At 69.8% G+C, this 20,719-nt stretch carries 19 protein-coding genes; 9 read left to right on the forward strand and 10 right to left on the reverse strand.

All coding sequences use genetic code 11. The annotated features are described in order from the left end of the window. Nucleotides 1-14: 14 nt before the first annotated feature. Both ACTMTF_RS08010 and ACTMTF_RS08015 read left to right on the forward strand, forming a co-directional pair. A complete protein-coding gene (locus ACTMTF_RS08010; protein WP_441109989.1) occupies nucleotides 15-749 on the forward strand; it encodes a GntR family transcriptional regulator in 735 nt (244 codons plus the stop codon). A 45-nt stretch (nucleotides 750-794) separates the two neighbouring features. Next, a complete protein-coding gene (locus ACTMTF_RS08015) occupies nucleotides 795-2,468 on the forward strand; it encodes an FAD-binding dehydrogenase (RefSeq protein WP_441109990.1) in 1,674 nt (557 codons plus the stop codon). 226 nt (nucleotides 2,469-2,694) lie between these two features. Here ACTMTF_RS08015 and ACTMTF_RS08020 read toward each other — a convergent pair whose 3' ends face one another. The 4 genes from ACTMTF_RS08020 to ACTMTF_RS08035 all read right to left on the reverse strand — a co-directional run bounded on the left by ACTMTF_RS08020 (nucleotide 2,695) and on the right by ACTMTF_RS08035 (nucleotide 6,852). Next, nucleotides 2,695-4,800 carry a hypothetical protein gene (locus ACTMTF_RS08020; protein WP_441110630.1) on the reverse strand — a complete coding sequence of 702 codons (2,106 nt, stop codon included), beginning with the start codon at nucleotides 4,798-4,800 and terminating at the stop codon, nucleotides 2,695-2,697. Between the two features lie 65 nt (nucleotides 4,801-4,865). Next, nucleotides 4,866-5,087, reverse strand: a complete 222-nt coding sequence (locus ACTMTF_RS08025) for a hypothetical protein (RefSeq protein ID WP_441109991.1) — start codon at nucleotides 5,085-5,087, stop codon at nucleotides 4,866-4,868. 59 nt (nucleotides 5,088-5,146) lie between these two features. Further along, nucleotides 5,147-5,911 carry an ABC transporter permease gene (locus tag ACTMTF_RS08030; protein WP_441109992.1) on the reverse strand — a complete coding sequence of 255 codons (765 nt, stop codon included), beginning with the start codon at nucleotides 5,909-5,911 and terminating at the stop codon, nucleotides 5,147-5,149. Then, nucleotides 5,908-6,852 carry an ABC transporter ATP-binding protein gene (locus ACTMTF_RS08035; RefSeq protein WP_441109993.1) on the reverse strand — a complete coding sequence of 315 codons (945 nt, stop codon included), beginning with the start codon at nucleotides 6,850-6,852 and terminating at the stop codon, nucleotides 5,908-5,910. The genes ACTMTF_RS08030 and ACTMTF_RS08035 overlap by 4 nt, the downstream gene beginning before the upstream one ends. Nucleotides 6,853-6,963: 111 nt before the next feature. On the opposite strand from ACTMTF_RS08035, the gene ACTMTF_RS08040 reads away from it, so the two are divergent. From ACTMTF_RS08040 to ACTMTF_RS08055, 4 genes are all read left to right on the forward strand, one after another. Continuing rightward, nucleotides 6,964-8,085: a sensor histidine kinase gene (locus tag ACTMTF_RS08040; RefSeq protein WP_441109994.1), complete on the forward strand. Its 1,122-nt coding sequence runs from the start codon at nucleotides 6,964-6,966 to the stop codon at nucleotides 8,083-8,085. Next, entirely contained in the window at nucleotides 8,085-8,735 is a 651-nt protein-coding gene (locus ACTMTF_RS08045) for a response regulator (RefSeq protein ID WP_441110631.1), read from the forward strand. The genes ACTMTF_RS08040 and ACTMTF_RS08045 overlap by 1 nt, the downstream gene beginning before the upstream one ends. A gap of 65 nt (nucleotides 8,736-8,800) precedes the next feature. Further along, complete coding sequence (locus tag ACTMTF_RS08050; protein ID WP_441109995.1) at nucleotides 8,801-9,124, forward strand: ArsR/SmtB family transcription factor; 324 nt, start codon at nucleotides 8,801-8,803, stop codon at nucleotides 9,122-9,124. Then, complete coding sequence (locus tag ACTMTF_RS08055; RefSeq protein WP_397012765.1) at nucleotides 9,090-9,476, forward strand: VOC family protein; 387 nt, start codon at nucleotides 9,090-9,092, stop codon at nucleotides 9,474-9,476. The genes ACTMTF_RS08050 and ACTMTF_RS08055 overlap by 35 nt, the downstream gene beginning before the upstream one ends. A gap of 4 nt (nucleotides 9,477-9,480) precedes the next feature. Here ACTMTF_RS08055 and ACTMTF_RS08060 read toward each other — a convergent pair whose 3' ends face one another. The 3 genes from ACTMTF_RS08060 to ACTMTF_RS08070 form a co-directional block, all read right to left on the reverse strand. Beyond that, a complete protein-coding gene (locus ACTMTF_RS08060; protein ID WP_441109996.1) occupies nucleotides 9,481-10,641 on the reverse strand; it encodes an ROK family protein in 1,161 nt (386 codons plus the stop codon). Nucleotides 10,642-10,685: 44 nt separating this feature from the next. After that, nucleotides 10,686-12,179, reverse strand: a complete 1,494-nt coding sequence (locus ACTMTF_RS08065) for a glycoside hydrolase family 36 protein (RefSeq protein WP_441109997.1) — start codon at nucleotides 12,177-12,179, stop codon at nucleotides 10,686-10,688. A 79-nt stretch (nucleotides 12,180-12,258) separates the two neighbouring features. Continuing rightward, complete coding sequence (locus ACTMTF_RS08070; RefSeq protein WP_441109998.1) at nucleotides 12,259-13,617, reverse strand: ABC transporter substrate-binding protein; 1,359 nt, start codon at nucleotides 13,615-13,617, stop codon at nucleotides 12,259-12,261. Between the two features lie 146 nt (nucleotides 13,618-13,763). Here ACTMTF_RS08070 and ACTMTF_RS08075 point away from each other — a divergent pair, with 146 nt between their 5' ends. Both ACTMTF_RS08075 and ACTMTF_RS08080 read left to right on the forward strand, forming a co-directional pair. Beyond that, nucleotides 13,764-15,155: a DUF4832 domain-containing protein gene (locus tag ACTMTF_RS08075; RefSeq protein WP_441109999.1), complete on the forward strand. Its 1,392-nt coding sequence runs from the start codon at nucleotides 13,764-13,766 to the stop codon at nucleotides 15,153-15,155. Between the two features lie 61 nt (nucleotides 15,156-15,216). Then, nucleotides 15,217-17,175: a DUF4832 domain-containing protein gene (locus tag ACTMTF_RS08080; protein ID WP_441110000.1), complete on the forward strand. Its 1,959-nt coding sequence runs from the start codon at nucleotides 15,217-15,219 to the stop codon at nucleotides 17,173-17,175. A gap of 58 nt (nucleotides 17,176-17,233) precedes the next feature. Here the strand turns inward: ACTMTF_RS08080 and ACTMTF_RS08085 are convergent, their stop codons facing one another. After that, nucleotides 17,234-18,115, reverse strand: coding sequence for a carbohydrate ABC transporter permease (locus tag ACTMTF_RS08085; protein WP_441110001.1), 882 nt, complete (start codon nucleotides 18,113-18,115; stop codon nucleotides 17,234-17,236). A gap of 11 nt (nucleotides 18,116-18,126) precedes the next feature. After that, entirely contained in the window at nucleotides 18,127-19,068 is a 942-nt protein-coding gene (locus tag ACTMTF_RS08090) for a carbohydrate ABC transporter permease (RefSeq protein WP_441110002.1), read from the reverse strand. Nucleotides 19,069-19,690: 622 nt separating this feature from the next. Between ACTMTF_RS08090 and ACTMTF_RS08095 the strand changes: the two genes are divergently transcribed. After that, nucleotides 19,691-20,326: a hypothetical protein gene (locus ACTMTF_RS08095; protein ID WP_441110003.1), complete on the forward strand. Its 636-nt coding sequence runs from the start codon at nucleotides 19,691-19,693 to the stop codon at nucleotides 20,324-20,326. A 225-nt stretch (nucleotides 20,327-20,551) separates the two neighbouring features. Here ACTMTF_RS08095 and ACTMTF_RS08100 read toward each other — a convergent pair whose 3' ends face one another. Then, nucleotides 20,552-20,701: a hypothetical protein gene (locus tag ACTMTF_RS08100; protein ID WP_441110004.1), complete on the reverse strand. Its 150-nt coding sequence runs from the start codon at nucleotides 20,699-20,701 to the stop codon at nucleotides 20,552-20,554. Nucleotides 20,702-20,719 lie beyond the last annotated feature (18 nt).

Raw genomic sequence — 20,719 nt, forward strand, 5'->3', positions numbered from 1 at the left:
GTTATCGTGAGGCCATGATGGTCAAGTCGACGACGGACCGGCCCCCTGCGCGCGGCGAGACCCGGGCCGATCTCGCCTACCAGACCCTCCGGGAGGCGATCGGGACCGGCAGGCTGCGCCCCGGCGAGAAGGTGACCGAGCGGGGCCTGGCCGAGCAGCTGATGGTGAGCCCGACCCCGGTGCGCGAGGCGCTGCTCCGGCTCGAACATGACGGGCTCATCCAGCGCACGGGCCCCCGGACGGTCGTCGTGGCCGACATCGCCGAGCGCGCCATCGACGATCTCGCCGAGGTGGAGATAGGTCTGCGGGGCCTGGTGGCCCGCTTCGCGGCCCGCAACGCCACGCCGGAGCAGCTGGACGTGCTCGACGCGATCCTCGACGACGCCGACGACCTGCTGATCGTCATCATCACCCGGCACCGCAACGGCGAGAACGTCGACCGGCACATCACCGCGCTGCTCGACCGGATGCAGGAGTTCAACGACGCGGTGAACGCCTGTGCGGCCAACCCGATGCTGATCCGCCTCCTGGAGCAGTCCCAGGTCTTCTCGCAGCCCGAGCGCCGGGCCCTGCGCCTGGAGAAGATCGCCGCGGACGACCGCTTCGGGCTGGACCGCTACGCCGGTCACCGCGCCCTGGTCCGCGCCCTGCGGCAGGGCGACTCGGCGACCGCCGAACGGCTGGTCATCGAGGACGTCCAGGGCGGCCTGGCGGCACTGGGCGCACGCCCCCGCAGGAAGAACGGATGACCGTCGCTTCACCATCAACACACGCTCGAGCAAGGGAGTACCACTGTGGACGCGGACGTCATCATCGTGGGTGCGGGACTGTCCGGGCTGGTCGCGGCCCAGGAGCTGACCGGCCAGGGCCGTAAGGTGGCCCTGGTCGATCAGGAGAACGCCGCCAACCTGGGAGGGCAGGCGTACTGGTCGTTCGGCGGGCTTTTCGTGGTGAACTCGCCCGAGCAGCGCCGGTTGAGGGTGAAGGACTCCTTCGAGCTGGCATGGAGCGACTGGCAGGCGAGCGCCCGGTTCGACCGCCTGGACGACGAGGACGCCTGGGCGGTGCGCTGGGCCCGTGCGTACGTCGAGTTCGCCGCGGGCGAGAAGCGGTCGTGGATTGCCGCCCAGGGCATCAAGCTGACGCCGATCGTGGGCTGGGCGGAGCGCGGTGGCCTGCGGGCCGACGGTCACGGCAACTCCGTGCCCCGGTTTCACGTGGCCTGGGGCACGGGAACGGGCGTGGTGGGCCCGTTCGTGCGCAGCGCCGAGCGAGCGGCCGACGCGGGACTGCTCACGTTCTACCACCGTCACCAGGTCGACGAACTCGTCGTCCAGGACGGCGCCGTCACCGGGGTGCGGGGCAGTGTCCTGAAGGACGACCCCTCGCTGCGGGGGGTGGCCTCCAGCCGTGAGACGACGGGCTCATTCGAGTTGACGGCGCAGGCGGTCATCATCGCCAGCGGCGGGATCGGCGGGGACCACGACCTGGTGCGCCACTACTGGCCCCAGCGGCTGGGCACCGCCCCGCAGAACATGATCACGGGCGTGCCGGCCTACGTGGACGGGCGGATGCTGGCCATCAGCACCGAGGCGGGAGCCCGCATGGTCAACCGGGATCGGATGTGGCACTACACCGAAGGCGTGCAGAACTGGAACTCCATCTGGCCCGAGCACGGGATCCGGATCCTCCCGGGGCCGTCGTCGATGTGGTTCGACGCGCTGGGCCGCCGCCTGCCGGACTCGTGCCTGCCCGGCCACGACACCCTCGGCACCCTCAAGTATCTGCGCACCACCCCCGACATCGCCGGATACGACCACTCGTGGTTCATCCTCAACCAGAAGATCATCGAGAAGGAGTTCGCCCTGTCGGGCTCGGAGCAGAACCCGGACATCACCAGCGGGAGCCGGCAGGCGGTGCTGCGGAATCGGATCTTCGGCAAGGGGGCGCCCGCTCCCGTGGAGGCTTTCAAGCGGAACGGCGCGGACTTCGTCGTCGCCGGCACGCTGGACGAACTGGTGGCGAAGATGAACGACCTGACCGACAAGCCGCTGCTCGACGCCGGCGAGCTGCGCCGCCAGATCGAGGCCCGTGACATGCAGGTCGACAACCCCTACAGCAAGGACGCTCAGGTGCAGGGCATCCACAACTCACGGCGCTTCCTCGGCGACCGGCTCAGCCGCACCGCCACCCCGCACCACATCCTGGACCCGCAGGCCGGTCCGCTGATCGGCGTCAAGCTGCACATCCTGACCCGCAAGAGCCTCGGCGGCATCCAGACCGACCTCGATGCGCGCGCCCTCGGCCTGGACGGCACCCCCATCAGCGGCCTGTACGCGGTCGGCGAGGCGGCCGGGTTCGGCGGCGGCGGCGTCCACGGCTACAACTCCCTGGAAGGCACCTTCCTCGGCGGCTGCCTGTTCTCCGGCCGCCAGGCCGGCCGCGCCGCCGCCCAGGCGGTCGCGTGAAGGACGACCAGGCCCAGGGGCGGGGCCCGTGGCGAACCGGTCGTGAGGAAGGCTCGCGAGCTAGCTGTACCAGTGGTCCCCCTAGGGGGTACCTACCTGGACTGAACCAGGTGAGAAGGAAGCGCGCGAATGGCCTCACGACCAGGATGGAGGAGAGCGGGAAGGCTGGAAATGACGCATAAGCGTGAGAAGGAAGCCCTCCCATGGCCTCACGATCGTGACCTTATCAGGCGGGGATCAGCTCGTGCAGCGTCGCCGGCGTGTACACCCGCGCTCCCTCCGGCAGGTCGGCCGGCGCCTGCAGCCCGATGTACGTGGTGTGCCCGGCCGTCGAGTTCTTCGCCCGCAGCAGGTCGGCCAGGTGGCGGACCCGCAGGTGGTCGCGCTCCACGATCGAGCGCACCAGCAGGGAGGCGGTGACTCGGTGGCCTTCCACCTGGTTGAAGTGCGGGTACCCCTTCAGGTAGAGGTGCAGCCACTTCACCCACCAGCGGCTGTCGTCGTCGCGCAGGACGACGAAGGGCAGCGCGACGCGGCCCGCGCCGCGCAGGTCGGACTTCATCCGCACCGTGCGGGGTTCGAACGGCCTGCCCTCCTGCTCGGCGTCCCTGGTCATGTAGCCGAAGAACGCCTCGGCGGCCTCGTCGAAGCCCTCGCCGGTGAAGATGAAGACCTGCGGGATGATGATCGGCCTGGTCGCGTCGGCCAGCCGGACGTTGATGAACTCCGACGCGCCGTCCTTCGCGCTGGTGAGGTCGCCGGAGTACTCGGCGAAGTCGTTGCCGTAGTTCGTCCACGAGATGTGCTCGGGGTTGCCGTAGTCGGCGTCCAGCATGAGCGCGGACAGGTCGTAGTCGGTGCGCTGCGCGGCCTGCCGCCAGTGCACGAAGAAACGCAGCAGCTCGCCGTCGACCGGCGACAGCGATCCGCGCGGCAGCATGCCCAGGCCGGGGACGACGGCCTTGCCCGACAGGGGCAGGGCGACGTCCAGCACGCCGGGATCGAGGATCAGCTCGCCCGGGTCGGGCAGGCGGCGGGTGATCTCTTCGTCCAGCATGGCGACCGCCCGCGCCAGGACCTGCTCGCCGAGCGGCGCGCGGGCGTCGGGGGCCGCCCACGCCCTGCCGTGCCGGTTGACGAAGACGCGGCCGGCGGCCGGGGCGAGGCGGTTCTGCAGGTGTTCGCGTAGCGACAGCAGGACGCGGCCGGAGACGCCCGTCGCGGCCTGCTCCGCGGCGTCGAGCACGGCCGACGCGGAGTGGCCCGTGCGCAGCAGGTGGTCGAGGCGGCGCAGCAGCGCGCCCGGCGTGTTCTCCAGGAGCGCGAGCGCGTCGCCGGTGCGGCCCGCCGACAGGGCGGCCTCGACGCGGCCGTCGAGGCTCGCGGCCCGGCGCACCCCTCTGGCCACCTCGAAGACGTGCGCGGCCCGAGGAAGGCGCGGGTACTCGTGGGGGTGCAGTCGCTCGCCGAGCCGCTTCCACTGCTCGCGGTGGCGGGGCACGTCGCCGAGCTTGGCCGGGGTGGCGACGGCGTCCAGCGCCTGGAGCAGGACGCGGCGCTCGGCGCGGCGGAACGAGCGGAACCTGGTCGGCGCCGACAGCGTGACATCGCCGCCGGAGACCCCGCAGGCGAGCCGCAGCACGTCGGTCACCGTGTCCACGAGCAGCGGCCGTCCCGCCGCCAGGCGCACCTCGTTGACGATGGCGCGGTTCTCACGCACCGGGACGCGCTCCGGCTCGTCGGCGCAGAACCCGGCCAGGGCGCGCAGCACCGCGAGGTCCTCCTCGGCGAGCGGCGCCTCTGAACCCGCCAGCGAGAAGTAGAGCTCGCGCGCCTCCTCCTCCAGGCTCCCGCCCAGGTCCAGCACGGTCACCCGGTCGCCCGCCAGCGGGACCAGCTCGGCGTGCGCGGCCAGCAGGTCGGCGTAGCCGTGCTGGTAGCGGCCGTAACCCGGCAACGTCAGCAGGTTCACCGTCGCCGGCTGGACCCGCTCGGCGACGACCACGTCGAGCAGGGCCTCACGCAGCAGACCGGCCCAGAACTCCAGGGTGTCGGGCACGTTCTCCGGGAAGTCGATGAAGTACGCGTTGTGCTGAACGTGGTCGCCCACCAGCTCGCGAACGGCGGCCAGGACGCGAACGCCCAGGTCGAGCACGGTCTCACCGCGCAGCCCTGACAGCCGTTCGAGCAGCGCCGGCGAGCAGGCGAAGCCGACGCTGAGCAGCGCCGCGTCGAGCTGGCGGGCGGCGATCTCCCCCCAGCCGGGCGTGGGACCGGCAGGGACCGCACCCACGGGAACGCGGAGCCGCCGGGCGATGACAAGGGATTCCATATCGTTCACGAGCGCACGATATCGGCGAAACCTCCACATGATCTGAAAGTTCAGCCGATACGCCGCTAAAGACGGACGTCGTAGCGCAGATGGGTGACCCGGTCGCCCTGGACAATCTCCGGGTCGCCGAGGAGCGCCGGTGGGCCGTCGTACGAGCCGAAGAACCGTATGTCCCCGTTGTCGTACCATCGGAAGAGCGGACCCACCCGGTCCGACTCGTCGGCGATGAAGCCGTCCAGCGAGACCGTCGCGCTGCCGATCACCTTGCCCATGACCTGTGCTCCCATCTGAGGACCGGATATACCCGGGACGTCGGAGCCGGCGCCCCGGATCGGACACCTCGGAATCAGTCCCAGCGGAAGAACACCGCCGCGACGACCGTGCCGAAGACCACGCAGCACCCGAGGCCGATCAGGTGCGCGGCCTCGACGGGCGCGCCCATCCAGGCGGCCGACAGGGCCTGGGTCCCGGCGCCGAACGGCAGCCACTGCCCGATCACGGCGATCGCCTCCGGCAGGCTGTCACGGCCGCCGAACATGCCGCCGGTGGCTCCCAGGAGGAAGAAGACGGTCAGGCCGATCGCCACGGCGGAGTTCGGCGTGGGCGACAGCGCCGCGACGATCAGCCCGACGGCGTACATGGCGGCCACCGTCAGCGCCAGCACGCCTATCGCCGCGCCGACGCGCACGGGCGGGTTGGCGTCGAACGCCAGCATGGCCAGGATCCACGCGGCCGCGATGCCCACGGCGATCTGCAGCACCCCGACCACGGCCTGGGCGACCAGGACCATCGTGGGCGAGGCCGGCGTCACGCCCAGGCGGCGCAGGATGCCGCTGCGGCGGTAGTAGGCCAGGAAACTCGGCATGTTGACGATGCCGGTCGTGGCCGCGACCATCGTGAACACCAGGGGCAGCACGAAGACGTCGAGCGCGGTGCGGCCGTGCGCGACGGTCTCCCGGCCGGCGGCCGAGGCGTTCATCACCAGGATGAGCATGGGCAGGCCGATCGGCACGATCAGCCCGGCGGTGTCGCGGGCCACCATCTTGAGCTCGCAGATCAGCAGCTCGGCGAAGGCCCGGGGGCCGGGGCGGTGCACGGCGATGTCGGTCATCGGACGGTCTCCTCCTCGGTGTCGAGCCGGTGGCCGGTCAGGGCGACGAAGGCGTCGTCCAGGCCGGCCTGCTCGCTGCGGGTCTCGGTGGCCACGACGCCGGCGCGGACGAGGGCGACGCTGACGGTCTGGAGCAGGTCGCCGCGCCCTTCGACGACGACCCGGCCGCCGTCGGCGCGTACCCGCTCCACCCCGGCGAGCCCTTCCAGCAGCCCGTCGGGCACCGGCGAGACCGCGTGGAAGGTGATCCGCTGGGCGAACCCGGCCCGCCTGATGAGCCCCGCCGGCGCGTCGAGGGCGACGACCCGCCCGGCGTCGAGCAGCGCGACCCGGTCGCACAGCCGCTCGACCTCCTCCATGGCGTGGCTGACGAGCAGGATGGTCACGCCGGACTCGCGCAGTCGCTCGACGGTGGACCACATCTGGCGGCGCGCCTCGGGGTCGAGTCCGGTGGTGAGCTCGTCGAGGATCACCACCCGGGGCCGGCCGACCAGGGCGAGCGCGATCGACAGCCGCTGCTGCTGGCCGCCGGACAGGCTCTCGAAGCGGGTGCGGGCGGAGGCGGTCAGGCCGACCGACTCGATCAGCTCGCCGGCCGGCAACGGGTCACGGTAGAAGGTCGCGTACAGGCGGACCAGCTCGGTGACGGTGAGCGCGGCGTGCAGGGTGGCGTCCTGCAGCTGGACGCCGAGGACCTGGCGCAGCCGGGCCCGGTCGCGCCGGACGTCCAGGCCGAGCACGCGGACGGTGCCGCGGTCGGGCCGTCTGAGCCCGGCGATCAACTCGACGGTGGTCGTCTTGCCGGCGCCGTTGCGTCCCAGGATGCCGAGGATCTCCCCGGTGGCGACCGACAGACTGACCTCCTCGACGGCGACCTTGGAGCGGTAGCGCTTGTGCAGTCGTTCCGCCTCGACGGCGGCGGACGGTGGTGTCGCAGGCATGCCGTCGACCTTAGGAAGGGTGGAGCCCCGGACGCCTGTGCCGATGGTCAGCATCGGCACCCATGACTTTCGGCACCGGGGCGTGCCGGGAAACGCCACTACAGTGGCGGTATGCGGCGAGTTGAGCCGGACACGTGGGCGGGCCTGGCGGTATTGCTGGTGTGTGTCGCGGTGGGCACACCGACCTTGCTCGGCGCGGCCGGGACGCGCGTGCCCCTGCCGGTGTGGGGGGTGCTGTTCGCGGCCCTGCTGACCACGTTGCTGGCCGCCGCGGCCTGGGAGGATCGCCGCCCCAGGGTGGCCTGGGCCTGCTACGGCGCGTCGGTCGTGCTGGGCTGGCTGACCGTCCTGACCGCGTCCAGCGCCGGGTGGCTGCCGATCCTGCTGGTCTTCACCGCGGCCATGGGCGCCTACGTCGCGCCGAGGTGGGCGGGGCCGCTGGTGATCGCGCTCAACACCGCCGTCATCGCCGCGACCGCGAGCCTCGCCGGCGCCTCCTACGCCGAGGTCGGCCTGCACACGCTGCTGTATCTGCTGATCCAGGCGGCGACGCTGCTCAGCTCGCTGGCGATCATCCGGGAGCAGCGGCTGCGCCGCGAGCTGGCCGAGGCGCATCTGGAGCTGCGGGCCGCGAGCGTCGTCCTGGCCGACACCGCGCGCGCCCACGAACGCCTGCGCATCGCCCGCGAACTGCACGATCTCATGGGGCACCAGCTCACGGCGCTCACCCTGGAGCTGGAGGTCGCCCGGCACCACGACGGCCCCGCCGCACGCACGCACATCGAGCGCGCCGACGGGGTGGCGCGCAACCTGCTGCGCGACGTGCGCGCGACCGTGGGTCAGCTCCGCGCCGACGCCCCCGACCTGCGCGAATCTCTGAACGCCGTGGTACGCGACATCCCCGGGCTGGACATCGGCGTGTGGATCGACGACGACGTACGCCCTTCCGAGGAGGTGACCCTGACCCTCATCCGGGTCGTCCAGGAGATCATCACCAACACCGTCCGGCACGCCGGCGCGACCTCCCTGAGCATCCGGATCGAGAGCACGCCGGATCGGGCCGTTCGGCTCACCTCGGTCGACGACGGGCGCGGCAGCCCGCAGCTACGGCTCGGCAACGGCCTGCGCGGCCTGCGCGAGCGCGTCGACGCGATCGGCGGCGACGTGCGGCTCGACAGCAGCGACGGGTTCCGGGTGACCGCCACTGTGCCCACCACCGTGCCGGCCCGATGATGATCCGCGTGATCGTGGTCGACGACCAGACCCTGGTGCGGCAGGGCATCCGCAGCCTGCTCGACCTGACCGAGGACATCCAGGTGGTGGGAGAGGCCGACGACGGCATGTCCGCGCTGGCGGCGATCGAGGAGCACTCCCCCGACGTCGTCCTGCTCGATCTGCGCATGCCGCGCCACGACGGGATCTGGACACTCACCGCGTTGCGCGAGTGGGCGGGCGACGTGCCGCCGGTGCTCGTGCTGACCACGTTCGACAACGACGATCTCGTCCTGGACGCGATGCGGGCGGGGGCGGGCGGCTATCTGCTGAAGGACGTGACGCTGGAGCGGCTGACCAGGGCCATCCGCGTGCTGGCGGGCGGGGGGACGTTGATCTCGCCGTCGATCACCGACCGGCTGTTACGCGCGGTACGCCGCCGCCCGTCGCCGGACGAGTCCGGCCTGCCCGCGATCCAGCGGCTCACCGAGCGCGAACTGGAGGTGCTCCGGCTGGTCGCGGAGGGGTACAGCAACCGCGAGATCGCGCGGGCGCTGTTCCTGGCCGAGGGCACGGTCAAGAACCACGTGTCGGCCGTGCTGCTCAAGCTCGGGGCGCGGGACCGGACGAACGCCGTGTTGCGCGCCCTGCACGCCGACATCCTCGACTGACCTGACCCCGGGCTGCGGAGTGCGGGTCTTGATAGGCAAGTGACGACTTGCCTATTGTGGGGGTCATGGCGGATGATGTCTTCAAGGCCCTGGCCGACCCCACCCGCCGGCACATCATCGATGAGCTGGTGGAACGGGACGGTCAGACCCTGTTCGAGATTTGCGCTCGGCTGGCGTCCAAGCACGGTCTGGGCCTTTCCCGCCAGGCGATCAGTCAGCATCTGGCCGTACTCGAATCTGCGGGTCTGGTCCGATCGCGGCGCCAGGGCCGCTACAAGTTCCACGACCTGAACACCGAACCCCTTGAGCTCATCGTCACCCGATGGCTCAAACCCGACAAATCGGAGAAACCTCATGAGAATCCACCTGACCAGCGTCTTCGTCGATGACCAGGACAAGGCCCTGCGCTTCTACACCGACGTGCTCGGCTTCGTGAAGAAGACCGAGGTCCCGCTGGGCGAGGACCGCTGGCTCACCGTGGTCTCGCCGGAGGACCTCGACGGGACCGAGCTGCTGCTGGAGCCCGACGGCCATCCCGCCGTGAAGCCGTACAAGGAGGCGCTGGTCGAGGACGGCATCCCGGCCGCCTCCTTCGCCGTGGAGGACGTGGCCGCGGAGTTCGAGCGGCTGCGCGGGCTCGGCGTCCGCTTCACCCAGGAGCCGCTGGAGATGGGCCCGGTCACCACGGCGGTCCTGGACGACACCTGCGGCAATCTGATCCAGATCGCGCACAGCAAGTAGGGCCTCAGGCGTGGGCGGTGAGGGGCGCGGGCATCCCGTCGGTGAACAGTCGCGCGTCGACCTGGTCCAGGGCGACGCGCAGCGCGCCGAGGGCGACGCTGTCCGCGCCCAGGTCGGAGGCCCTGATCTCGGGGACGCGCAGGCAGAGGCGGCGTAGCTCCTGCTCCAGGGGATCGATGAGGAGGTCGGCGGAGCGGGAGTAGCCGCCGCCGAGGATGACGACCTGCGGGTCCAGGGTCAGCACGAGGGCCGCGGCCCCGATGGCCAGGTCCTTGACGTAGCGGCGCAGCGCGGTTCTGGCGTCGCGGTCGCCTTCGCGGGCACGTTCGAAGACCCAGGCGGCCTTGTCGTTCGGATGGATGTCCGCAGGCACGCCGGGGCAGTTCTCGATATGGGAGGGGGCGGAGAGCCAGCGGACCGCCTTGAGCGCGCCGATCTCACCGGCCGCTCCGCCGTAGCCGCGCCTCAGGGTGCCGTCGAGGATGAGGCCGGCACCGGTGCGCATGCCCGCCAGCAGGTAGACGATGTCGTCGGCGTCCTGCGCGGCGCCCTGCCAGCGCTCGGCGACGGCGGCGAGTTTGCAGTCGTTCTCGACCAGGATCGGGCAGGTGAACCGGTTCGCCAGGTGCTCGGCGGGGGAAACGCTCGCCCAGCCCGGCAGCGGGGTGAACAGCGTGGTACGGCCGGTCGCGTCGACGGGGCCGGTCACCCCGACCGTCACCGCCCAGATCTGGTCGGGCCGCATCCCGGCGGCCGTCAGGCACTGGGAGATGGCGGTGTCGACGGCGTCGAGCCGCGCGACCGGGTCCGCGTCCGGGTCGACCGGCAGCCGGTGGCTGCGCAGGACCTGTCCTTCGAGGTCAGCGAGGAGAACGAGTATCTTGTGGCCGCCGACGTCGACGCCGAGCACGTGTCCGGCGCCGGCGTTGAAGCGGTAACGGCGGGCCGGGCGGCCGACGCTGCTGCCGTCGGGCTCGACGACCTTCACCCACCCGTCGGTGACCAGCCCGCGGACCACGACGTCGGTGCCGGGCCGGGACAGGCCGGTGCGGGCGGCGAGCTCGGTGACGGTCGCCGGTGGCTGCCCCCGCATCGCCCGGACGATGCTGAGCGAGTTGAGCTCGCGGAGCCTGCTGACATCGGCTCCGGCCGCCTCGGCCACCATGACCCCCCAATTATGCTGCGTTGAAGCGAAATTCTAGCCGCCCGTCACGAGATCGGGTACTGCTGCCCCGGGTGCAGCGCGGCGGTGAAGTCGACGGTACGGCCATCGATGGCGAAACTGTAGCGACCCTCCCTGGTGATCTCGGGCTGTTCGGCGAGGTATGCGGCCATCCGCTCCAGCTCGTCCGGGCTCAGCCAGGACGGCGGGTCGGAGACGGCCTTGAATCCGCAGATCGCGGCCAGGTCGTGCAGCCAGCCCATCTGGGTGTCGGTGAGCAGGTTGAGCCGGCTGCGGAAATAGACCACGTCGGGGTCGACCTGGAGGAGAGGCGACTGCCACAGCCGGTGCAGCGTGTTCACCACGGCGTTGTAGGCCATCGCGTCCGAGGGGTCGTCGGTGGCGTAGTTGGTCCACAGCGGGGCGACGTCGGGGCCGCTGCGCATCCCGTCGACGAGGCCGAGCGAGGGCAGCAGCAGGCCACCGCTGCCGAGCAGGTAGACCTCCGGACCCGCGACGCGCCGGATCAGGGCGAGCGCGTCCCGGTAGGCCTGCTCGCGCGGCGCCCCGGAGTGCCGGACGCCCCGGACGGCGCCGGCGTTGATGAAGTCGAGCTTGAGATAGGTGAAGCCCCACTCGTGGACCACGCGGTGGATCAGCCGGGTGAGATGCTCCTGGACACCGGGGTGGGTGAGGTCCAGCGCCCAGTATCCGGTGCCCCAGTTGTGGCCGGCGACGACCGGCTCCCCGTCGGCGTCGCGCAACAGGAACTCGGGATGTTCGCGTGCGGTCGCCGAGGTGGGCAGCACGATGAACGGGGCGAGCCACAGGCCGGCGCCCATCCCGGCGTCGGTGATCCGTTCGGTCAGGGCCCGCATGCCGGAGGGGAACTTGTCGTTGGGCAGCCAGTCCCCGACCGCCCGCTGCCAGCCGTCGTCGATCTGGACGACGTCGAACCGCAGACCGGCCAGGGCGGCGATGTCCTTGTTCAGCACCTGCTCGGTGATGCCCTCGTAGTAGGCGTACCAGGTGCACCACACGTTGCCGGCGCGCCGGTCGCTGCTGCCCAGCCGCTCGGCCAGCCGCGCGGTGTAGTGCGCGAAGACCTCCTGCTCGGGGCCGTAGGCGAGGAACCAGGGAGCCCCGTCGTCCTCGCACCAGCCGGCGAGGGTGTCGTGGTCGGCGGCCAGCCGGGGGGTGCCCAGGCCGAGAGAGCCCAGCAGCAGCACCTGGCCGTCGGCGCCCTGCAGCGCGGCCACGGCGGAGGAGTGGTGCCGGGCCGGGTCGTCCCAGACGGTGTCGTCGGCGGTCAGCCGCCGTTCGGGCTTGGCGATCCGCAACGGGGGCTCGCTGAGGCGGCGCCATCCGCACGGGCTCCAGGAGTTCTGGCCGTGGCGGTAGAACAGGGCGTCGCCGAGGCCGTGCAGGATCGCGACCCGGCCTGGCGGCAGCACCAGACCGCCTTCGACGGGCTCGGGGGGCTCGGAACCGGTGAGTTCGACCGCGAAGTCACGGCCGGCCAGGTCGACGAGCAGGGGCATGGTTCTCCTTCTAGCAGCGGTGACCGTCCGGCGGAATGCTCAGCGTGGCTCCCGCCGAACGGGGCAGATGATGGAACGGTCAGCCGAACAGGCCGTTGACCTGCTGATTGGCCTTCGTCAGCGCCTCAGCGGGGGCGGACTGGCCGAGGATGACCGACTGCAGGGCGTCCTGCACGATCTGGCTGATCTCGGTGCCGTGGTCGGTGATCGGCAGGAGGAACGTGCCGCCGGGAGTCTTGGTGTAGTCGACGTACACCTGCACGTCACGGCCCTTGGCCTGGTGGGCGGCCAGCGCCTTCTCGGTCGAGGTCTTGATCGCGGGGAACACCACGGCGTTGCCGGCGACCACGTCCTGGCAGTCGGCCGAGCCGAGGTACTTCACCCACTTCCACGCGGCGTCCTTGTTCTCGGTGCCCGCCCAGATCGCGTCCGACAGGCCGTTGATGGCGCTCTTGCGGACTCCGACCGGGCCGACGGGCAGGGGCGCGAGCGCGAACTTCTGCTTGGCGTCGGCGCCCAGGTAGGTGTTGATGGTCCAGGAGCCCGCGATCGTCAGCGCGGCCTTGCCGGAGTTCATCACCGCGTCGATGCCGAGCGTCGACTGCTTGTCGAACCGGGGCGCGTATCCCTTGTCCGTCAGCGCCTTGTACCAGCCGATGGTCTCGATCAGTTTGGGGTCGTCGTACTTGTACCGGGTGCCCCACGGGTTCTTGTCCAGGTAGGTGAAGCCGTTGGCGGCGGCCAGTTCGCCCCACCCGTTCTGGCCCTGGGAGCCGTCGTTCCACTCCGGCTGGTAGCCGTACACCTTGACGTTGTCCTTGTCGAAGGCCGGGTCCAGGCCGTTGCGGCCCTTGTCGTCGACGGTGAGCTTGGCGATGACCTGCTCGAAACTGCCGCCGTCGGCGGGGTTCCAGGTGAGGTCGGCCAGGTCGGCGGGCTTGACGCCGGCCTTGTCGAGCATCTCGCTGTTGTAGACGATCGCCTCGGTGTCCCAGTCCTTGGGCAGCCCGTACCGGTGGCCGTCCTTGGTCCAGAGGTCCGTCAGCTGGTCCTGGTACTGGCTCAGGTCGACCTTGTCGGCGTCGACGTAGGGCTGGATGTCGAGGATCTGCTGGCTGGACACGAACTGCGGGTAGTACGACACCTGGTTGGTCCACACGTCGGGGGCCTCGCCGGCGGCCAGCTGCGTGGTCAGGTTCTGCCAGTACTGCGCCCAGGCCGTCTGAGTGATCTTGACGGTGATGTTCGGGTTCGCGGCGTGGAAGGCATCGGCGCAGGCCTGGTAGGAGGCCTGCTGGTTGTCGTCCCACAGCCAGTAGTCGAGCGTGACCGGGCCGTTCGCCGGCTCGCCGGTCTCGGAGCCGCCGCACGCGGTGAGCACGGTGCCCGCCAGCAGCCCGCACAGCAGCGCCGCGCCGACCCGCTTCCTGTTGATCATCGAGGTGCCTCTTCCTGGGGGGTGGGGCCGAGGGCTGGAAAAGTTCCCTCTTGCCTTGTTCGCTCTCTCGAATAATGATGTGGCTCATCGAAAATTTGTCAAGGCTGGCTCATAAAGGCCTTGGCGGACGTCATGTGGAGGCTTCGATGGTCCACTCCCCGATCAACCGGGCCGCGCGGATGGCGGTCCTCGCCGTCCTGACCGCGGTCTCGACGGCGTTACCCGCTCCGAGCTCGACCGCGGCCACCCAGCCCGGCTGGCGGAACCTGGCGGCGGCGGAGGCTCCGGACGCCAATCCGCTGAAGGGCTTCATCCCCTACGCGGGCGCCTATACGACGTTCCCGCACTCGATGGAGTGGTTCTACCTGCCGCTGAACGCGGTGATGACCGGTCCCCACCGGTTCGACTGGCGGCAGCTGGAAGAGCAGCTGAACGCGATCGCCGCCCGAGGTCACCAGGCGGCGTTCCGCTTCTATCTCGACTATCCAGGCAAACCCAGTGGCATTCCGCAGTTCCTGCTCGACCAGGGCCTGCTGACCCGCCCGTACGACGACTTCGGCAACAACGGGCAGAGCGTGTCGCCCGACTACGACGACCCGAACCTGGCCGCCGCGCTCGACCGGTTCATCGCCGCGCTCGGCCACCGCTACGACGGCGACGCCCGGGTGGGGTTCGTCCAGCTCGGCCTGCTCGGTTTTTGGGGCGAATGGCACACCTGGCCGCACAACGGGGATCCCGGCACGGAGAACTGGTTCGCCTCCCAGGCCGGGCAGCTCAGGGTCCTGAACGCCTTCGACGCGGCCTTCGACGAGACCAGGCTCATGGTCCGCTACCCCAGCGCCGACAACAAGGCGCACGACCTGGGCTACCACGACGACTCCTTCGCCTACTCCACCCTGCCGGGGCCCGGCTGGCACTTCATGGACCTGATGGAGCAGGCCGGCACGACCGACAAGTGGAAGACCGACACGGTCGCCGGCGAGCTGCGGCCCGAGCTGCAGGGCTGCCTGTTCAACACGCCGATGGACTGCCCCGGCGACGGCGACAAGGACTTCGCCACGAGCGTCGCCCAGACCCACGCCTCCTGGCTGCTCAACCATTACGCCTTCACCCCCGGCTACACCGGCGCGGCCTACGACCAGGCCCTGGCCGGCGCGAAGTCGCTGGGCTACCGGCTACGGGCCACCGCGGTGCGGACCGGCCACCGCCGCCACGGCCTCGACCTCGCCCTCCGGATCCAGAACGACGGCGTCGCCCCGTTCTCCTACGACTGGCCCCTCCAGGTGGCCGCCGTCGGCCGCGACGGCCGGATCGCCAGGACCTGGACGACGTCGTGGCAGCTGACCGGCATCATGCCCGGCGCCCCGGCCGAGCTCACCGCCACCCTGCGGACCGCGGGCCTGCGGAAGGGCGACTACACCCTCGTCCTGCGGGCCGCCAACCCGTTGCGCGGCGGCATGCCGCTGCGCTTCGCCAACGCCGGCCAGGACACCACCGTTCCGGGCTGGCTCACACTCGGCCGGACCCGGATCTCCTGACCCCGGGCCGTCCGACCCTCGGGGGACCCCCCTTCCACCCCTCAACGGAGGTCACCACCTCATGCATCCCCTCCTGGCGCGGTCCTGCCGTGCCGCCCTCGCCCTCGCCGTCGGGGCACTGCTGACGCTGTCGTCAGCGGCGCCCGCGGCGGCGGCCCCGCAGGGACCGCCGCCCAGACCCCCGGCCCCCGCGGTCCCCGACCCGTCCCTGACCGTCCACCCGCTCGCCCCGGCCGACGGCCCGGTGGACAACCCGCTGAAGGGCTTCGCCCGCTTCTACAGCCCGGGCGCCGACCAGAACCAGGGCTACCCCCACTCCCTGACCTGGACCTACTTCGGGCTCTCCGAGGTCATGACGAACGCCGCCAACTGCGGCTCCTACGACTGGTCGCTGGTCGACGACGCCCTCAACGAGAGCGCGTCCTACGGCAACCAGGTCGCGATGCGGTTCTACATGGAATATCCCGGCGGCAGCGGCAGCCATCCGGCCAACGCCATCCCGCACTGCTTCGACGGTCACGTCGACTACCGGACCAACTCCTACTGGGGCACCACCAGTCCTGACTACGACAACGCCTACCTGCTCACCGCCCTGAACGACTTCATCGCCGCGTTCGGCGCCCGCTACGACGGCGACCCGCGCATCGGCTTCATCCACACCGGCCTCGTCGGTCTCTGGGGCGAATGGCACACCTGGCCGTACGACACCGACACCAGCGGTGACGGCTATCCCAACTACATGCCGACCGACGCCCACGGCGCGCAGATCTTGCAGGCGTACGACAACGCCTTCGACACGACCAAGCTCGAAGTCCGGTATCCGGGTTCCGGCGGATCCGGGACCAAGAATCTCCGCATCGGCTACCACGACGACTCGTTCTGCTACCGCGAGGGCAGCCCGCTCGCCGGGGTGACCCTGCCCCAATCGCTCGGCGGCGCCAGTTACTCCCAGCTCCAGCGGACGCTCGACCAGGGCGTGGAGAACAAGTGGATCACCGACTCGATCGGCGGCGAGGTCCGTCCCGAGATCCAGTCCCAGGCCTTCTCCTACTGGCCCGGCGGGTCGGGCCAGGTGGACGACATGAAAGCCTGCATCGAGCTGGAGCACGCCACCTGGAAGATCAACGAGCAGAGCGCGGGGTACAGCCCGGCCGATCCCAAGGTCGCGGCCGCCGTCCGGCTGATGGGCTACAACCTCAGCGTCACCAACGCCTACTACCAGAACACCGTGACCGGCACCGCGAAGGTCGGCGTCCAGATCAGCAACGACGGCGTGGCCCCGTTCTACTACCCGTGGACGGTGACGCTGGGCCTGAAGGACAACGCCGGCGGCGTGGTCAAGTCCTGGGACACCACCTGGGACCTGCGCACGGTGATGCCCCGTAAGATCAGGGCCTTCCCCGACTGGGGCGTGGGCTCCGATCCCACCTACCGCGACTACGGCTACCCCCAGTACTTCGCGACCACCGTCGACCTGTCCGGTGTCTCCAACGGCGGGTACCAGCTCGTCATGCGGGTGAAGAACCCGCTGGAGGCCGTCAGCGGCAACGCCAAGAAGCTGCGGTTCGCCAACGCCGCCCAGAACGCCGACGGGTGGCTCGGCCTCGGCGCCATGACCGTCGGCACGGGCGGCCCGACCACGCCGAGCGTGGAGGCGGAGAGTCCGGCCAACACCCTGACCGGTGGCGCCGTCACCGCGTCCTGCTCGGGGTGCTCGGGCGGCTCCAAGGTCGGCTACATCGGCAACGGCGCGGCCCTCACCTTCAACCAGGTCGCGGCGAGCACCGCCGGAACCCGTACCCTGGCGATCTCCTACCTCTCCGCCCTGCCCCGTACGGCGACGATCAGGGTGAACAACGGGACGGCGACCACCGTCAGCTTCCCGGCCACCGCCGACTGGAACACCGTGGGCGTCCGCACCCTGCCCGTCACCCTCGCGGCCGGGAACAACACCATCACCATCGCCAACCCCGGCGACTGGGCCCCCGACATCGACAAGATCACCATCACGGGAGGCTGAAACCCGTGAACGAACCCCCCGGACCGGTCACCGGTCCGGGGGTTTCCGCGTCATCCGGTCACTTCATGCCGGAGAAGTTCATCGACTGCACCAGCCGCTTGCCGAGGAAGATGAGCAGGAGGAGCACCGGGAGGATGGACAGCACCGATCCGGCCATGAGCCCGGTCCAGTCCGGCGCCCGGTTCGGGGACTGCTGGAGGAACACGCCCAGGCCGACGGTGAGGACGCGGGTGGCCTCCCCCTTGCCCACCAGCAACGGCCACAGATAGTCCTTCCAGCTCCACACGATGGTGGTCAGCCCGATGGTGACCAGCGGGCCCCGGCTCATCGGAAGCACGATCCGCCAGAACATCCCCCACCGGCTGATGCCTTCGAGCGTCGCGGCCTCCTCCACGTCCCTGGGGATGGACAGGAAGAACTGGCGCAGGAAGAACACCGCGAACGGGGTCATCAGCAGGCTGGGCAGGACCATGCCCGGGATGGTGTTCAGCACCCCGAGCTCCTTGACCAGGACGAAGTTCGGCAGGAGTGTGAAGATCGGCGGCACCATCAGCGCGGCGACGATGATGCCGAACATCAGGTCCCGGCCCGGGAAACGCAGCCGGGCGAAGGCGTAGCCCGCCATGGCACAGCAGAAGGTCTGCACGACGGCGATCAGCCCGCTGTAGATCAGCGAGTTCATCGTGTACCGCAGGAAGTTGATCTGCGCGCCCGACCCGCCGGCGGCTCTGGCCTCCTCGGGACCGACCAGGCCCAGCACCCGCGAGAAGTTGATCAGCGTGGGGTTCTGCGGCCACAGCGCGGTCGAGTCGCGGTAGAGGTCGGCCGCCGGCGTGAGCGCCGTACGGACCATCCAGTAGAAGGGGAAGACGGTGAGCACGACCGCGGCGATGAGGGCGAGCCAGGTGGCGCCTCTGCCGATCTTCAATCCGGGGAACATCCGAAGACTCCTTAGCCCAGGTCCGAGCGCGACGCGCGCAGCATCCGCATCTGCACGGCCGTCAGCACGCCGAGGATGACCACGAGGACCATCGCCACCGCGGCGGCGTATCCCATGTGGAAGTAGGTGAAGGCCTGCTGGTAGATGTAGTAGTAGATGACGCGGGTCTCCGGGATGGGCGCCTTGCCGCCGTACACCACCGCGACCGTGTCGAAGATCTGGAACGAGCCGATCAACGACACCACCAGCACCAGCGCCAGGATCGGCCGCAGCAGCGGCAGCGTGATCGAGCGGAACATCCGCACCTCGCCCGCGCCGTCGATCGCCGCGCCCTCGTACAGGTGCTGCGGGATCTGCAGCATCCCGGCGTAGAGCAGCAGCGCGGTGTAGCCGGTGTAGGCCCAGCTGTTGACCAGGGCCACCAGGGGCATCGCCCAGGTCGGGGAGTTGAACGACAGGGTGATGTCGAGCCCGGTCAGGCCGAGGAGGTGGTTGACGAAGCCGAGGTCGGGATCCAGCAGCCACGCCCACAGCAGGCCGATCGTCACGTTCGGCACCAGCCACGGCACGAGCAGCGTCGCGCGCAGCACGACCGACCGGGTCAGCCGATGCATCACCGCCGCCAGCCCCAGCGCGATCACGGTCTGCGCGACGATGTTCACGACCACGTAGTAGCCCGTGACCTTCAGCGCGTTCCAGAACTGGTCGTCGTCGACCAGCTGCCGGTAGTTGTCGCCGCCCACGTACGACGGATCGTTGAGCAGGCTGTAGTCCGTGAACGAGTACCACACGCCCTGGACCGTCGGGTAGGCGTAGAAGACGACGAAGCCGACGATCACCGGCAGCAGGAACAACCAGCCGACCAGGCGATCGTCGCGCCGTCTGCGCGGGCCGCCGCCGCGAGGCCGCGAACGCCGGTCGGTCCCGGAGTCAAGTGTCCCAACCGCGTGCATACGTGCTCCTTGTCGCCGGCCACTCACCGGCGTTCCACGGCCGGCCATCGGTAATAATGATGTGGGCTAGCGTTAGTTTGTCAAGAGCTAATCATATATACCGGTGAGAGGGTACGGCGGTCTCATTGTCGACAGCGGGAGGCGCCGCTCCCGCACCGCCGCCGGCGGGTCCTGCGCGCGGCCCTGGCCTGCGCGGCCGGACGGACGAGGCCGACTCCTGACCAGGGATCGTCATGAGCACCCGGGCGAGCGCCCGGACGAACGCTGTCGGCGGATGGCTGATCCTCGTGGTCCGCCCTGCCGTGCTCGGGCTGATGCGACAAGGGCGATATGGCCTTTTCAATGGTTTTCAAATAGAAATTCCTATTTGATAACCGAGTAATCTTGCGGATGTGTCTCCCTTGGCGATGTTGCCTTCTGCGAAGATTGATATTGACTCCGACTTGCGCAGCGAGACACACATGGTTCGGTTACGATCGGGCGCCGGTACACCATTGTTGACTTGATCTCAACGGGGTAGATCATGATCGAGTACGGCCCCCCGCCAGGGGACGGCGATGGAGCGCGGCGGAGTGACCAGAAAGGAGCACCTCCCCCAGGAAAGCGTCCGGGCGCGGGTGGCATGCGGCGTCTCGCTGTGGGCGCATTCGCGATCACCTGCCTGGGCCTCATCGCTGACCTGATGGGGATAGTGAGCTTCGATGTCAGCGAAGTCTGGTTTCTCAGGGGAGAAACGGCTCCAGGGAATACATCGGTAAGCATCACCGCGTGGCTGGGCGACCTCTGGGCGGGCCTTCTTCAGATAAGGGCGGACGCACCTGGATGGTTCGTCGCGCTCTCGATCTCGATCGTCTTCGTGGTGGCCTTCGGTCCGAGAACGGTCGCGCTCAGGGCGTGGAAGGCGCTTCGCCTGCTCACTCCCCTGGGCATCCTTCTCGGCGTGGTCTGGCTACTCATGCCCTGGATGGAGCGCTGGCCTGTCTGGAGCTGGTGGTCCGACAGCTGGTCGACCATCAGCGCCTGGCTGGCGATCGGAATGATCATCATCACTACTTTGGCAGCCGTCGCAGGGTGCGCCCTGCTCCTCGGCGAACTGGACGAAGGTTATTACGTCACCATTATCTGCTTCATTTTCGCGCTGGTCATGGCCATCCGGTGGGATGGGCTCCCGTTGTTCCTGAAAATTACGCAAGTGGCCGTGTGCATTATCATCCCCATCGCGACTGCCGCATGTGCCATCATGGGGCGCAAGGTTTGAACCGGTGACGTGAACGCCCCGCCCGGTTGCGAGTTCGCGGACGGTCGGCCTCAGAAAATTTGCGCCTGCCGAAACCCACGTCCGGTCAGTTCAAGCGGTATGTGAGTCTCGGCGGAAAACCCCGCCGAAGCCGATCCCGTCAGCCGTGTGTTCAGATCTGGACCGCGCCCGCGTTCCTCCCTGACGCCACGGTGTGGAGGCCGACGTCATCCGAAGCGTCCCGGATCAGATCGCACACCCGGCCTCCGGACCCATCACGAGGATCCTGGCCGACCAGGGCGCGGTCGGGTGGGCCGGGGCGCCCAGCGCGCGGACCCGCCTGCCGGCGTGCTCGATCGCCTCCAGGTGCCGCACCCTTCCGTCCTGACAAGTCATGACTTCCTCCGATTTTCG

The organism is Nonomuraea sp. ZG12 (assembly GCF_052068115.1).
In the GTDB taxonomy this organism is placed as follows: domain Bacteria; phylum Actinomycetota; class Actinomycetes; order Streptosporangiales; family Streptosporangiaceae; genus Nonomuraea.